We start from the raw sequence: 12,756 nt of genomic DNA on the forward strand, positions 1-12,756 counted from the left end.
GCCGCAGTCACGTTCAGCGCCGCCGCAAAGCGCCCACCTGGCAACCCGATCATGGCCTGCAGCGCCGGCTCATCGATACCCGCCCGCCGCAGGTTCTCCGCAATCCCCGCCGCAGCGGCCTAGCGTTCCTTGTTATTCAAACTCATGGGAGAAAGGCCACTCCGGTTTAGGGGGCTCCATTCCCTGTCGAACCGAGTGACGCCGCTGCCGGCGCGGTACGCGAACGAAGACGAGCTTGCGCGGGTGCACACCCGCGAGCACATCGCGGAGATGAAGCGGCAGTCGCAGCTGCTGCGCGGGGGTGACGCCGGCGACGACGCCAGTCCGTTCGGCCGGGGTGGGTTCGACATCGCGCGCCTAGCCGCCGGCGGGGCCATCCGTACGGTGGAGGCCGTGGTCACCGGCGAGGTGGGTACGGCCTACGGGTTGGTCAACCCGCCGGGTCATCACGCCGAGCGCGCCCGCGGCATGGGCTTTTGCCTGTTCGGGAACGCCTCCGTGGCGATCGCGCACGCGCGACAGACGCTGGGTGTTAAACGCGTGGCGGTGGTGGACTGGGACGTCCACCACGGCAACGGCACCCAGGACATCTGGTGGGCGGACCCGGAGGTGCTGACCATCTCCATCCACCAGCACAACAACTTCCCGCCGCGCTCCGGGCACCGCGAGCACAACGGCACCGGCGCAGGTCAGGGCGCGGCGTTGAATATTCCCCTGCCGCCGGGCAGCGGCAACGCGGTCTACGATCTAGCGTTCGCCGACGTGGTGGTGCCCGCGCTCGAGCGCTTTAGGCCGGAACTTATCGTGGTGGCCAGCGGCTTTGATGCCGCCATCATGGATCCCATGGCGCAGATGATGGTCACCCAGCGCGGTTTCAAGGCGCTTACCCGCCGGCTGCTGGCGGCTGCCGATGCCCTCTGCGGCGGCCGGATCGCCTTCCTCCAGGAGGGCGGCTACAGCCCGTACTACCTGCCCATCTGCGGGCTGGGGGTTATCGAGGAGTTGACCGGCCGCGAGTCCGGCTTCGGGGACCCGCACGCGGCGAACCTGGACACCAAGGGCGTGGACGAGCTCTACGAGCACCAGCGCGCCGAGATCGCCCGCGCCGCCGCGCTCGTCGAGCAGGTACCGGCCGGCTAGCACCTGACGGTTGTCTCCGGGGCTTTCCCTGGGCGCGCCCCGGGCGCGGGGTGCGCCCGCGAGAGTTAACGCGAAGTTTCCTTTACTGTCATCGTCCCGAGATGTTTGGAGTTTAGAGTTTCTTCACGTGCGGCTGTGAACGCCCTGTCAAAACCATAACGCCGCCCTTGGCGCAGCATGGGGATGAAGGCCACCACCGCCCGTACGCTGTCTCATCTTGTCTCTCTATCTCGTCTAAGTGAAGGACCCTTCTCATGCGTTTTTCTCTGCGCGCCGGCTCCGTGGCCGTTGCTGCTTCCCTGATCGCCGCGGGCGTTGCCCCGGCCACCGCCCAGGAATCCAACGGCCCGAAGAACATCATCTACATGATCGGTGACGGCATGGGCTACGGCCACGTCGCCTACAACAACCTGTATGAAACCGGCCAGTCCAAGTACCTGGTCGACGGCGAATTCAGTGAGGCCGGCCCGCAGGAGCTGGACGGCGAGCCCGTCCAGTCCTACGAGGACTTCAACCGTCTGTCCATGTCCACCTACTCCCAGGGCGGATCCTACGACCCGTCCCAGGCCTGGGCCACCCACGAGTACGTGCAGAAAGGCATCATCACCGACTCGGCCGCGGCAGGTACCGCCATGGCCACTGGCATGAAGGTCGAAAACGGCATCCTGGGTATGTCCAACTACGGTATGGCCCAGAAGAACTTCCAGGAGACCGCCATCGAGCAGGGCAAGTCCGCCGGCGTGGTGTCCTCCGTGCCGTTTTCCCACGCCACCCCGGCCGCCTTCGCCGCCCACAACCAGGACCGCAACGCCTACGGCGAAATCGCCGAGGACATGATCGACTCGGACCTGTCCGTGGTCATGGGCGCTGGACACCCGTTCTTCACCGATGACAACCAGCCGACGCAGACCGGTTCCTTCGGCTACATCGACGAAGCCGACTACAACCGCCTGGCCGAGGGTGAGAGCGACTGGGAGTACTTCGACTCCAACGACGGCTTCGCCAGCCTGGCCGAGGGCAACGTGGAAGAGGGGAAGAAGTACTGGGGCCTGGCTCCGGTCCACTCCACCCTGCAGCAGTCCCGCTCCGGCGAAGGCACCACCCCGTACTCCGATCCGCAAAACGACGTGGTTGACCTGCCGACCATGACCACCGGCGCCCTGAACGCCCTGGGTCAGGACGCCGACGGCTTCTCCGTGATGATTGAGGGCGGCGCCATCGACTGGACCGGCCACGCCAACCAGTCCGCCCGTGAGATCGAGGAGATGCAGGACTTCAACGCCTCCGTCGACGCCGCCATCAAGTGGGTCGAGGAGAATTCCAACTGGGAAGAGACCCTGCTGATCGTCACCGCTGACCACGAGACCGGCTACCTGTCCGGTGAGAACGAGCCGGACGAGGGCCGCTTCAACAAGATGGCCGGCGACGCCGAGTCCCTGCCGAGCCACCAGTGGTACTCCGACGAGCACACCAACCAGCTGGTTCCGTTCTTCTTCAAGGGCGCTGGCTCCGAGGACATCATGTCCCGCGTCAAGGGCACCGACCCGGTCCGCGGCGACTACATCGATAACACCGACGTCGCCCAGCTGGCCATGAAGACCTGGTGGTCGAATGGCTCCGAGCAGCCGGATGATGACAACCGGGACGACAACGCTGGTTCCTCCCAGGGCAGTTCCGACGCCGCCTCCGGCCTGGCGGGCGCGGGCATAGTGGCCGCCATCTTCGGCGCCATCTTCGCCGCCGCCCAGGCAGCCGGCATCCTGAAGTTCGACTTCTCCCCCATCCAGAAGCTGCTGCGCCAGATCGGGCTGGCTTAAGTTTTTTTTAAAATTCCCATCGCCTCGTTGGAGGTGATGGGAATTTTTATGCGCTTTTGCGTGCTTAAGTGCTGAGCTTAGCGCAGCGGGTCGAACGGATCCAGGATGGGATCGATAACACCAGTGGCGATCTGCTTGGCCAGCAGCTTGCCGGAAATCGGCCCCAACACTACGCCCCACATGCCGTGGCCGCCGCAGGTGTAGACGTTGGGCACCTGGGTCTGGCCGATAAGCGGCAGGCCGTCCGGGGTGACGGGCCGGGAGCCGACCCACTCGTCCTGGATGTCGTCCCAGTCGATGCCCTTGAACATCGGAGCGGTGACCTTGATCATCGACTCGATGCGGCCGGGCTGGAAGGCCTCGTCGGGGCCGCGGAATTCCATGGTGCCGGCGATCTGGAAGCGGCCGCGGGTAGGTGCCGGGGTGCAGGCCACGCGGGTCTCCGGGAGGTAGACCGAGTGCTTGGCCTCCTGCTCCGGCTTGACGGTGAAGGAATAGCCGCGGCCGGCCTGGACCATGGTGCGCACGCCCAGGGACTTGGCCAGCTTCGGCAGCCAGGCCCCGGTGGCGATGACCACCACGTCGGCGGGCTTCCACTCGCCGGTGGCCAGCTGGATGGCCGGCTTGCGGGTGGACTGGACGTCGGTGACCTCCGCGCCGGTGGTGATGGTGCCGCCGCGGGCGACGAAGGACTCTGCGATGGCCTCGCAGAAGTACTGCGGCTCGATGTAGCGCTGGCCGCCCAGCTTGTAGACGGTCTGGACGCGCTCCGAGAGCATCGGGGCGTAGTCCAGAGCCTCGGCGTGGCGGAGATTTTCGAAGGGGATCTCCTGGCCGTGGCGGATAGCGCCCTCGACCTCGTCCAAAAAGCCCTTGGCCTGGTTGCCGTTTTCGAAGCCGACGATGAACGGGCCTTCGTGGGTCACGGCGTCGACGCCGCCGTCGATGAGCTCGTCGTAAGCGCCCAGGGCGGCCTTGTCGATGGGGGTCAGGGCCGCCATGGTCTTGTCCCAGGAGCGTTGGTTGGCCCGGGCCATGAACTGGGCGACGAACGCCCACAGCTTCGGGTCGATGCGGGTGGGCACGCTCAGCGCCGCATCCTTATCGAACAGCGCGGTGGGGCCGTAGCCCCACAGGCTGGAATTGGACAGCGGGATGGTCTTACCGGGCGCCAGCCAGCCGGCGTTGCCCCAGGACGCGCCGGCGGCGACCCCGATCTTGTCCATGATTTCCACGTCGTAGCCGTGTTCCTGCAGGTACCACGCCGTCGACAGGCCGGTCATACCGGCGCCCACCACAATAGCCTTAGTCATGTGCTCCTCCTCACAGATGATTTGAATACCTATATCATCTACGGAGGATAGAGTGGGCGGGTACACATTGGCGGGATCCCCCAGAATCCGCCTCATTTTGCAAGCATCCCCCACCGTGGAGAACGAACACCCCCATGCAGCTGGATCAGATTGAGGCGGCCATCTGCCGCGAATTGGCTTCCGATGCCCGCCTGCCCATCTCCGAACTCGCCCACCGCATCAACGTCAGCGAGTCCACCGCCCACCGCCGGCTGAACTCGCTCATCGCCCGCGGGGTCATCACCGGCTTTTCCGCACACGTGGACCCGTCGGCCCTGGGACTGGGCACGGAAGCGCTCATCCACATCCGCCTCCACCCCGGCGCCCGCGCCGCCCTGCGAGACTTCTACCACTACCTGCTGGAGCTAGAGCCGGTGCGCCACGTCTATTTCGTGGCCGGTAACCAGGACTTTGTGGCGCACGTACAGCTGGCCAGCGCGGCCGGCCTGCGGGATTTCATCTCGGACGTGGTCAGCGCGCGCCCCGAGGTGGCCTCCACCAACACCTCCCTGGTCTTCGACCACCGGGCGGGCTAGCCGTCCTCGCGCTTCGGCTTCTTGAGATCCTCCAGCGTGGGCAGACCCAGCGCCTCGAGGATGCCGGCTAGGGCCGTAATATCGGCCTCCAGCTGGTCCAGGCGCGCGGCCTGGTTCTCGCTGAGCTTGCCGCGCAGGGCCTTCAACCGCGGGTAGCGGCCGGCCAGCAGGGTGCCCCAGTAGATGCGCAGGTCCAGGATCTCCTGGTTACCCGGCACCGGTTCGCCGTTGTGGAAGGCGACGATGTCGCGCAACTGTTCCTCCAGCATGGACAGGTCCATGTCGGCGCCGGGCAGGCCGGCATCGTGAGCATAGGCGTTGACACCGGTGGGCCGCGGCGGGTCCTCGGCGCGGTAGAAACGGTCCAGAGTCATGGCCTCGCGCGCCAGGACCGGGTCGTTGACGGGCAGGCGCGGGGCATCGTCCTCGCCCAGGAGCTGGCCGCGGCTTAGCCGTATGAACGTGCGCCGGTCCTCCATGCCAGGGCGGGTGCACTGCAGGCCCACGCCGAAGGACTCAAGATCCTCGGCCTGGAACATATATCCCAGGTAGCGGGCGCGCGAGTTGATCTCGAAGTCGTCCGGGGTCGCGCTCGGCAGGTGGAAGTCGACCTCGTGGAGGTAGTCGCGCACGCGCTGCTGCTGCTCGGGGCTTAGGAAAATGTCTTGGTATAACGCTCGTGACATGGTGTGTCCTCCTTAGAGCATCTGCAGGCGGTCGTAGGAATCGGTGTCCTCAAAGAAGCCGCCCATCCCGTTGCCGATGATGTCGAAGCGGTTGACCACCTCGATCCGGTCCAGCCACTTCGCCGAGCGGAAACCTGTGGAGGTCTCCAGGCGCAGGCGCATAGGCGCGCCGTTCTTGATGGGGATCTCGTCGCCGTCGTAGCCAATGGCGATCAGCGACTGCGGCTGGCGAGCCTCTTCCATCGGCATGGACTCATAGTAGTAGGAACCGTTGTAGTTGTCGTCGTCGCGGGTCATGTTCTGGAAGCTGTGGACCACCACGTCGCTGGCCCCGTCCAGCGGGCCGGCCAGGTCGAGCAGCTTGTACAGCGGCACGCCGTCCCACTTGCCCACCGAGGAAAAGCCCTGCACGCAGTGATGGACCGTGTTCTGCGAGTGCCCGTGGGCGATTTTGCGGATATCCGCCATGGTCAGGCGCATGGGCTTTTCGACGAACCCGCCGATTTCCAGCACGTAGTCGTCCTCGTAGTCGTTGCAGACCAGGGACATATAGGCCTCCGTTGACGGCGGCATGCCCGAGGCGCGGTGGTGCGGTGCCTTGGTGATCTCGGCATCACTGTAGCTGTTCTGGCGCGAGGGTAGCTTGCGCAGCGCGCGGGTCAACGGGCGGACCACTACGTTGTGCAGGCGCTCGATGACCTTCGGGCGCTCCAGGGAGGTCTTCGTGGCCCAGACGTGGAAGGCGATGATGCCGAACAGGCCCAGGGTGAAGATGACTCCGCCGGCGATCGGGTTCTCCGAGTGGCCGAAGACCATCTTGGAGACCTCGTGGCCGTAGCCGTGCAGCACCACCATCGCGACGTGGATGACAATGAAGACGACGTAGGCGATAAGGCCCCAGAAGTGCAGGGTGCGGATGACCTGGCGCCCGCCCATCAGCTTGGAAATGCGCGGGAAGTGGTTGTTGATGGCCGGCGACTGGAAGGCGCCGGTGATAATCATCCACAGCGGCAGGATGAGCACCACGAAACCGTAGGACAGCTGCTGGATGGCGTTGAAGGGGTAGCCGTCCATCGCGGGCGGGATCTGGAAGGCCAGGTAGTGGATGAGGTCGTCCCAGGCCTGCGCGAAAACGCCCCAGTCCTCCGGCCAGTAGCGGCGCCACTGCCCGGTGCCCAGCAGCAGGCCCCAGTAGATGATCATCAGCAACACCCAGCCCATCACGCTGATGAAGTGCCAGTAGCGGCCCTGGCCCAGAGCGCCGTGGCCCGGCAGGGAGATGATGGGCGAATAGTCGTCGTACTCGCCGGAGACCGGGAAGTACTTGCGCTTGCGCTTTTGCTTAATGGAAAACTGCGCCCACTGCCCGCCCAGCGGGGTGTGCACGGAGCGGTGCAGCTTGGGGAAGGTGCCCAGGATTTCGATACCGCTGCGGATAAACAGCGTCACGAACAAGATGTTGACGAAATGCTCGACGCGGAGCCAGACCGGAAATTCTTCTAGCATGATTAATCCTCAAATCCTTGGGTATCCGGGTATGCCACCAGAACGCCGTAGTTCAGCGCCCAGTAGATAACGCAGTAGGCCAGGCTGGCCAAGAACATGGTGTTCCAGCCGGCCGCGAGGTAGACGCCCGCGCCGTTGCCCACGAACGGCGCGTGCCCGAACAGGCCGCCGAGGTAAACTAGGATGCCGGCGGCCGCCACCACGGTGCCAAAGCCCCAAATGCGCCACTTGGTCACCAGGCCCAGCACTAAGAAGACAGCGCCCAGGACGATGACCAGGCCGAGTGCGATGTCACTGCCGGCAAAAATGTCGAAGCCGCTGGACAGCACGGCCCAGGCGCAGCCGCCGATAAGCGCCACGATCACCAGGATGGCGGCCTTGGTCAGGCGCGGCAGGTTGATGCGGATATAGCGGAAAAACGGCGCCCGCGTCTTCCCGGGTTTGACGTGGAGCTTGATGTCCTCGGTGTCCGGGTTCGGTTGCTGTGACACGGCTCGGCTCCTTTTCTGTTCAGATTGTTCTTTATTGACTTCGTCTGGCGGCGCTTCGCGTGTGCGCCGGCCGGTAACGTCGTCCGTTAGGTTAAAGTTCCGTTCGGATTGTGCGGGAGGTGTTGAGTCCTTCCCCACGGGCGCGAGGGAGGCTATGTTTGGTCTCCGTGCCCATAACCCCAAGGTAGTTTAAGCTGGGCAAACGCGCTGAATTGATCGTACGTTCAAGGGCGGGGCTATCCCATTTACCTGCGGTTTAGATCAAGCGTTCAAAACCGTATGCTCGTTCGACTTCCCATGGATTAAAAACCCAGCTTAGAGTCTATAAATGTAGCGCCCGCGGGGCGCTCCTGCGCGCGGCTAGTCGCGCTCCCATATCGCACACATTCTGAAAGGACCGTCGAACAATGTCAGCAATGGTCATCTTCGGGCTGATCGCCTCGGTCGCCCTGCTCTTCGCCTTCGCGATGCTCAACTTGGGCAAGTGGACGCCGGACGATTACCCCTACCAGATCCTGAACTTCGTCGGCGCCGGCTTCCTGACCGCCTCTGCCGCCAACCCGTTCAACGCGGGCGTGTTCTGGACCGAGCTCATCTGGTCCCTACTAGGCCTCTACGGCATCATCAAGATCTTCCTGAATCGCCGGAAGAACCAGTCCCAGTCCGCCACCGCCTAGTCCGCAACGAACGAAAGGAATACCCTCATGGCACTCTCCTACGAAATTGGCATCATCGCCGGCATCTGCTTCGTCGTTGCCTTCGGCCTGCTCAACTTCAAGGTCCTGACCGCTACCTCCCCCATCTACCAGACCCTGAACTTCTTGGGCGCGATGGGCTTCGTCTACACCGCCCTGTCCCCGTTCAACCCGGGCCTGTTCATCACCGAGGCGGTCTGGGCGATTGTCGCCCTCTTCGGCCTGTGGAAGATTTTCACCTCCTCCAGCAAGCGCAAGGCCGCCGAGGCCGTGCCGGATACCCGCCGCAACGAGGCCTAATTTCAACGCCACCACCCCCGACCCCTGCTTGCCGGCCCGGGGTGGGCAACTATAATTTTCCTAGCACACGGATTACTGCCGCGGCCGCCTGTTTCATTGTTGGCCGCGTTTCGGCTGCATTGAGGAGCGATGGTTGCCCAAGAATAACCCCCAGTACGGCCCCCGATTGCGCATTATCGATGCCGCCCTAGACTCCATCGTGCACAACGGAGTGGCCGGCACCACCATGCGCGTCGTCGCCGACAAGGCAGACGTGTCCTTGGGCTCCATCGCCTATTATTTCAACGACAAGGACGGCCTGCTGGCGGCCACCTTTTCCGTCTTCGCGGAGCGCTCCGTGGCGGATTTCGGGTCCTATTTCACGGGCATTCACAGCCTTGACGATGCCCGCGCCGCCCTGTCCCAGATGCTCATCGCGTCCGCGGCCTCCCGCAAGACGCTGATCCTGGGCACCGAGCTCTACACCCTGTCCCTGCGGCGCCCCCTGCACCGCATGAACCTGCTGGAGTGGACGCAGGGCTGCCGCAACGTGATGGGCCAGTACTTCGATGCCCACACCACCTACCTGCTCGACGCCTTCTACGAGGGCTTGCTGCTACACCGCAGCATGTCGCTGGGCGAGTTCACCGAGGACCGCATCAACCTGGCGATCACCCGGCTGACCCCGCCCGAAAGCTATATCGGGCCGGGTGCTTAAGGCGCTAGCCTTTCTCGCTTTTCTGGCCTCTTAGCCTTCCAGCTTGTCACTGACGGCGAAGTCCGCCGCGGTGACCTCGCGCACCGTCTCAACGGTCTCGCCCTCCGCGACCTCGATGAGGGTCAGCCCCTCCTGCAGGTCCACGTGGAAGACCGCGTAGTCGGTGATAATCAGGTCCACGCACTGCGCGCCGGTCAGCGGCAGATCGCAGGTATTGAGCACCTTGGACGCGCCATGCTTGTTGGTGTGCAACATCATCACCACGATCCGCTGGGCGCCGTGGACCAAGTCCATCGCCCCGCCCATGCCGCGGACCATCTTGCCCGGGATCATCCAGTTGGCCAGGTCGCCGTAGCGCGAGACCTCCATCGCACCCAGGATGGCCACGTTCACCGCCCGCGAGCGGATCATCCCGAAGGAATCCGAGGAGGAGAAAAACGCCGCCCCCGGGTTGACCGTGATGGTCTCCTTGCCGGCGTTGATAAGCTCCGGGTCCACCTCGTCCTCGGTCGGGTACGGGCCCACGCCCAGCACGCCGTTCTCCGAGTGCAGGATGACCTCCGAGTCCTCGGACAGAAAGCCCGGCACCAGCGTGGGCATGCCGATGCCTAAGTTCACGTACTGCCCGTCGGTCAGCTCCTTCGCCGCGCGTGCGGCCATCTGTTCCCTAGTCCAGGTCATTTACCTCACCGTCCTGTTTTCGATGCCCGTTTCCTGCGGTCCTACTTCCACCACCCGGTCGACGTGGATGCCGGGCAGGTGGACTGCGTCCGGGTCGAGCCGGTCGACCACGTGCTCGGCCTGCACGATGGTGGTCCGCGCGCACTGCGCGGCGTCCGGGTTGAAGTTGCGGGCGGTCTTGGAAAAGACCAGGTTGCCCCAGCGGTCGGCGGTGTGCGCGTGAACTAGGGCGAAATCGGCCACGATGGCCTCCTCCAGCACGTAGGTCCGGCCGTCGAAGACGCGGGTCTCCTTCGGCTCGGAAACCTCGGCGATGGTCCCGTCCGGGTGGTAGCGCATGGGCAGGCCGCCCTCGGCGACCTGGGTGCCCACGCCCGCGGTGGTGTAGAAGGCGGGAATGCCCGCGCCCCCGGCGCGCATCTTCTCCGCCAGGGTGCCCTGCGGGGTGAATTCCACGGTCAGCTCGCCGGCCAGGTACTGGCGGGCGTATTCCTTATTGGAGCCGATATAGGAGCCGATGGTCCGGGAGATCCGGCCGTCGGCCAGCAGGAGGCCCAGGCCGAAGCCGTCAGTGCCGCAGTTGTTGGAGATAATCGTCAGATCGCTAGCGCCCTGGTCGCGGAGCGCGTCAATGAGTCGGGCGGGGATGCCTACCAGGCCAAACCCGCCGACGGCCACCGATGCGCAATCCGGGATATCGGCCACCGCCGCGGAGATTTCGAGAAATGTCTTGTCAAACATGCCCCACAATGTACACTGAAGTTCGTACAGAGCACAAGGGTTCATCATGCGAACACACAGCGTACACGCTTAGGAGCAACCATCATGTCCACCCCGACCCCTCAGCCGGTCCAGTCGCTGGTCCGCGGGCTGCAGGTCATCCGGTCTTTCGGGCCGAACGCGCCCCGACAATCCCTCTCCGAGGTCGCCACCGCCACCGGCCTGGCCCGCGCCACCGCCCGGCGCTTCCTCCACACCCTGGTGGGGGAAGGATACGCCGCCACGAACGGCTCCGAGTTCTGGCTCACGCCGAAGGTTCTGGAGCTCGGCTACAGCTTCGTCTCCGGCCTGGGCCTTCCCGCGCTGGCCCAGCCCCACCTGGAGTCACTCTCCCAGACCATCGACGAGTCCAGCTCCCTGTCCGTCCTCGACGGCACGGACGTGGTCTACGTCTGCCGCGTGCCCGTGCGCCGCATCATGACGGTCAACATCACCGTCGGCACCCGCTTCCCCGCCCACGCGACCTCCATGGGCCGCGTCTTGCTGGCCGGGCTTGACGATGCCTCCTTGGCCCAGCACCTCGACCACGCCACTCTCGAACCGCTCACCCCACGAACGATTACCTCCCCGGCGCAGCTGCGCGAGATCCTGCACGAGGTCCGCCTGCAGGGCTACTGCCTGGTCGACCAGGAGCTCGAGCTGGGCCTGCGGTCCATCGCCGCGCCCGTGACCGACCCGGAAGGCAAGGTCGTCGCCGCGGTCAATATCTCCACCCAGACCGCCTCCTACGACCTCGAGCACCTGGAGACCACCCTCATCCCCGCGCTGCTGCGCACCACGCAAGCCATCAGCGCCGATATCACCCACGCGAAGGAGCCTTACCATGCCTAAGTTCACCGCCCACGACGCTAACGATGCCGACATCGTCATCTGCTCGCCCCTACGCACCCCGGTCGGCCGTTTCGGCGGCGCCCTGGCCGCCGTGCCGGTCCAGGATCTCGCCTCCACCGTCGTGCGCGCCCTGGTCGAGCGCACCGGGCTGCGCGCCGCCGACGCAGACGACCTCATCCTGGGCCAGGCCGCCCCGAACGGCGCCGCCCCGGCCCTGGGCCGCGTCGTGGCGCTGGACTCCGGCCTGGGCGAGGGCATGCCCGGCATGCAGTTGGACCGCCGCTGCGGCTCCGGCCTGCAGGCGGTGACCACCGCCGCCGCGCACGTGGCCACGGGGGCGGCCGACCTCATTATCGCCGGCGGGGCCGAGTCCATGTCCCAGACCGAATACACCGTCGACGCGGACATCCGCACCGGCGTGAAGGCCGGCAATATGGTCCTGCGCGACCGCCTGCAGCAGGCCCGCGAGACCGCCGGCGGCAAACACCACCCTATCCCCGGCGGCATGGTTGAGACCGCCGAGAACCTCCGCCGCGAGGCGGGGCTCAGCCGCACCGCCCAGGACGAGCTGGCCGCCGCCTCCCAGCAGCGCGCCGTCGCCGCCCAGGAAGGCGGGCTCTTCGACGCCGAAATCGTGCCGGTGACCGTGCCGGGCCGGCGCCGCAAGGACCCGGACGTCGTAGTCGACCGTGACGAGCACCCGCGGCCGGGCACCACCGCCGACAAGCTCGCCGGCCTGCGCCCGGTCATGGGCGCCCAAGACCCGGAGGCCACCGTCACCGCCGGCAACGCCTCCGGACAAAACGACGGCGCGGCCGCCATGATCGTCACCAGCCGCGCCCGCGCCCGGGAGCTGAGCCTGACCCCGGCCGCCTGCCTGCGCGGCTGGGCCGTCGCCGGCGTCGAGCCGGAGCGCATGGGTATTGGCCCGGTGCCCGCCACCGCTCGCGTCCTCGAGCGCTTAGGCCTGGACTTCGACGACCTGGACCTCATCGAACTCAACGAGGCCTTCGCCGCCCAGGCCCTGGCCTGCCTGCGCGAATGGGGCATTTCCGCCGACGACAAGCGCCTGAACCCGCTAGGCTCCGGTATCTCGCTGGGCCACCCCGTCGGCGCCACCGGCGCGCGCATGCTGGTTACCGCCGCCCACACCCTACAACGCCAGGACCTGCACACCGCGCTGGTGACCATGTGCATCGGCGGCGGCCAGGGCCTGGCCGCCATCCTCACCCGCGACTAGCTCC

At 65.7% G+C, this 12,756-nt stretch carries 14 protein-coding genes; 8 read left to right on the top strand and 6 right to left on the bottom strand.

What is annotated here, in order from left to right:
* The first annotated feature begins 195 nt into the window (after nucleotides 1-195).
* Complete coding sequence (locus QQS52_RS01655) at nucleotides 196-1,140, top strand: class II histone deacetylase (RefSeq protein WP_472772294.1); 945 nt, start codon at nucleotides 196-198, stop codon at nucleotides 1,138-1,140.
* A gap of 254 nt (nucleotides 1,141-1,394) precedes the next feature.
* Nucleotides 1,395-2,957 carry an alkaline phosphatase gene (locus QQS52_RS01660; protein WP_472772295.1) on the top strand — a complete coding sequence of 521 codons (1,563 nt, stop codon included), beginning with the start codon at nucleotides 1,395-1,397 and terminating at the stop codon, nucleotides 2,955-2,957.
* 77 nt (nucleotides 2,958-3,034) lie between these two features.
* Here QQS52_RS01660 and QQS52_RS01665 read toward each other — a convergent pair whose 3' ends face one another.
* Nucleotides 3,035-4,270 carry an NAD(P)/FAD-dependent oxidoreductase gene (locus QQS52_RS01665; RefSeq protein WP_472772296.1) on the bottom strand — a complete coding sequence of 412 codons (1,236 nt, stop codon included), beginning with the start codon at nucleotides 4,268-4,270 and terminating at the stop codon, nucleotides 3,035-3,037.
* 134 nt (nucleotides 4,271-4,404) lie between these two features.
* On the opposite strand from QQS52_RS01665, the gene QQS52_RS01670 reads away from it, so the two are divergent.
* Nucleotides 4,405-4,845, top strand: coding sequence for an Lrp/AsnC family transcriptional regulator (locus tag QQS52_RS01670; RefSeq protein ID WP_472772297.1), 441 nt, complete (start codon nucleotides 4,405-4,407; stop codon nucleotides 4,843-4,845).
* Here QQS52_RS01670 and QQS52_RS01675 read toward each other — a convergent pair.
* From QQS52_RS01675 to QQS52_RS01685, 3 genes are read right to left on the bottom strand one after another with little or no spacing between them, the layout of a single operon-like run.
* A complete protein-coding gene (locus tag QQS52_RS01675; RefSeq protein ID WP_472772298.1) occupies nucleotides 4,842-5,531 on the bottom strand; it encodes a hypothetical protein in 690 nt (229 codons plus the stop codon). The two genes, QQS52_RS01670 and QQS52_RS01675, sit on opposite strands and share 4 nt — an antisense overlap.
* Nucleotides 5,532-5,543: 12 nt before the next feature.
* Complete coding sequence (locus QQS52_RS01680) at nucleotides 5,544-7,037, bottom strand: molybdopterin-dependent oxidoreductase (RefSeq protein ID WP_472772299.1); 1,494 nt, start codon at nucleotides 7,035-7,037, stop codon at nucleotides 5,544-5,546.
* A gap of 2 nt (nucleotides 7,038-7,039) precedes the next feature.
* Nucleotides 7,040-7,528: a hypothetical protein gene (locus tag QQS52_RS01685; protein WP_472772300.1), complete on the bottom strand. Its 489-nt coding sequence runs from the start codon at nucleotides 7,526-7,528 to the stop codon at nucleotides 7,040-7,042.
* 407 nt (nucleotides 7,529-7,935) lie between these two features.
* On the opposite strand from QQS52_RS01685, the gene QQS52_RS01690 reads away from it, so the two are divergent.
* The 3 genes from QQS52_RS01690 to QQS52_RS01700 all read left to right on the top strand — a co-directional run bounded on the left by QQS52_RS01690 (nucleotide 7,936) and on the right by QQS52_RS01700 (nucleotide 9,220).
* Nucleotides 7,936-8,205, top strand: coding sequence for a CBU_0592 family membrane protein (locus QQS52_RS01690; protein WP_070768716.1), 270 nt, complete (start codon nucleotides 7,936-7,938; stop codon nucleotides 8,203-8,205).
* Nucleotides 8,206-8,232: 27 nt separating this feature from the next.
* On the top strand, nucleotides 8,233-8,523 hold the full coding sequence (locus tag QQS52_RS01695) for a CBU_0592 family membrane protein (RefSeq protein WP_070768715.1): 291 nt from the start codon (nucleotides 8,233-8,235) through the stop codon (nucleotides 8,521-8,523).
* Between the two features lie 133 nt (nucleotides 8,524-8,656).
* Nucleotides 8,657-9,220 carry a TetR/AcrR family transcriptional regulator gene (locus QQS52_RS01700; RefSeq protein ID WP_472772301.1) on the top strand — a complete coding sequence of 188 codons (564 nt, stop codon included), beginning with the start codon at nucleotides 8,657-8,659 and terminating at the stop codon, nucleotides 9,218-9,220.
* Nucleotides 9,221-9,250: 30 nt separating this feature from the next.
* On the opposite strand, the gene QQS52_RS01705 is transcribed toward QQS52_RS01700, so the two are convergent.
* Complete coding sequence (locus tag QQS52_RS01705; protein WP_472772302.1) at nucleotides 9,251-9,901, bottom strand: 3-oxoacid CoA-transferase subunit B; 651 nt, start codon at nucleotides 9,899-9,901, stop codon at nucleotides 9,251-9,253.
* A complete protein-coding gene (locus QQS52_RS01710) occupies nucleotides 9,902-10,642 on the bottom strand; it encodes a CoA transferase subunit A (RefSeq protein ID WP_472772303.1) in 741 nt (246 codons plus the stop codon).
* 84 nt (nucleotides 10,643-10,726) lie between these two features.
* On the opposite strand from QQS52_RS01710, the gene QQS52_RS01715 reads away from it, so the two are divergent.
* Both QQS52_RS01715 and QQS52_RS01720 read left to right on the top strand, forming a co-directional pair.
* Nucleotides 10,727-11,512: an IclR family transcriptional regulator domain-containing protein gene (locus QQS52_RS01715; protein ID WP_472772304.1), complete on the top strand. Its 786-nt coding sequence runs from the start codon at nucleotides 10,727-10,729 to the stop codon at nucleotides 11,510-11,512.
* Nucleotides 11,505-12,752: an acetyl-CoA C-acetyltransferase gene (locus tag QQS52_RS01720; protein ID WP_472772305.1), complete on the top strand. Its 1,248-nt coding sequence runs from the start codon at nucleotides 11,505-11,507 to the stop codon at nucleotides 12,750-12,752. Before QQS52_RS01715 ends, QQS52_RS01720 begins: the two co-directional genes overlap by 8 nt.
* Nucleotides 12,753-12,756 lie beyond the last annotated feature (4 nt).

The sequence above is a fragment of the Corynebacterium sp. 1103A genome, from assembly GCF_055700955.1.

Coding starts and splice junctions, on each gene's coding strand:
- QQS52_RS01720 (WP_472772305.1), top strand. CDS start 11,505: ATGCCTAAGTTCACCGCCCACGACGCTAACGATGCCGACATCGTCATC.
- QQS52_RS01680 (WP_472772299.1), bottom strand. CDS start 7,037: ATGCTAGAAGAATTTCCGGTCTGGCTCCGCGTCGAGCATTTCGTCAAC.
- QQS52_RS01660 (WP_472772295.1), top strand. CDS start 1,395: ATGCGTTTTTCTCTGCGCGCCGGCTCCGTGGCCGTTGCTGCTTCCCTG.
- QQS52_RS01715 (WP_472772304.1), top strand. CDS start 10,727: ATGTCCACCCCGACCCCTCAGCCGGTCCAGTCGCTGGTCCGCGGGCTG.
- QQS52_RS01695 (WP_070768715.1), top strand. CDS start 8,233: ATGGCACTCTCCTACGAAATTGGCATCATCGCCGGCATCTGCTTCGTC.
- QQS52_RS01710 (WP_472772303.1), bottom strand. CDS start 10,642: ATGTTTGACAAGACATTTCTCGAAATCTCCGCGGCGGTGGCCGATATC.
- QQS52_RS01690 (WP_070768716.1), top strand. CDS start 7,936: ATGTCAGCAATGGTCATCTTCGGGCTGATCGCCTCGGTCGCCCTGCTC.
- QQS52_RS01670 (WP_472772297.1), top strand. CDS start 4,405: ATGCAGCTGGATCAGATTGAGGCGGCCATCTGCCGCGAATTGGCTTCC.
- QQS52_RS01705 (WP_472772302.1), bottom strand. CDS start 9,901: ATGACCTGGACTAGGGAACAGATGGCCGCACGCGCGGCGAAGGAGCTG.
- QQS52_RS01665 (WP_472772296.1), bottom strand. CDS start 4,270: ATGACTAAGGCTATTGTGGTGGGCGCCGGTATGACCGGCCTGTCGACG.
- QQS52_RS01675 (WP_472772298.1), bottom strand. CDS start 5,531: ATGTCACGAGCGTTATACCAAGACATTTTCCTAAGCCCCGAGCAGCAG.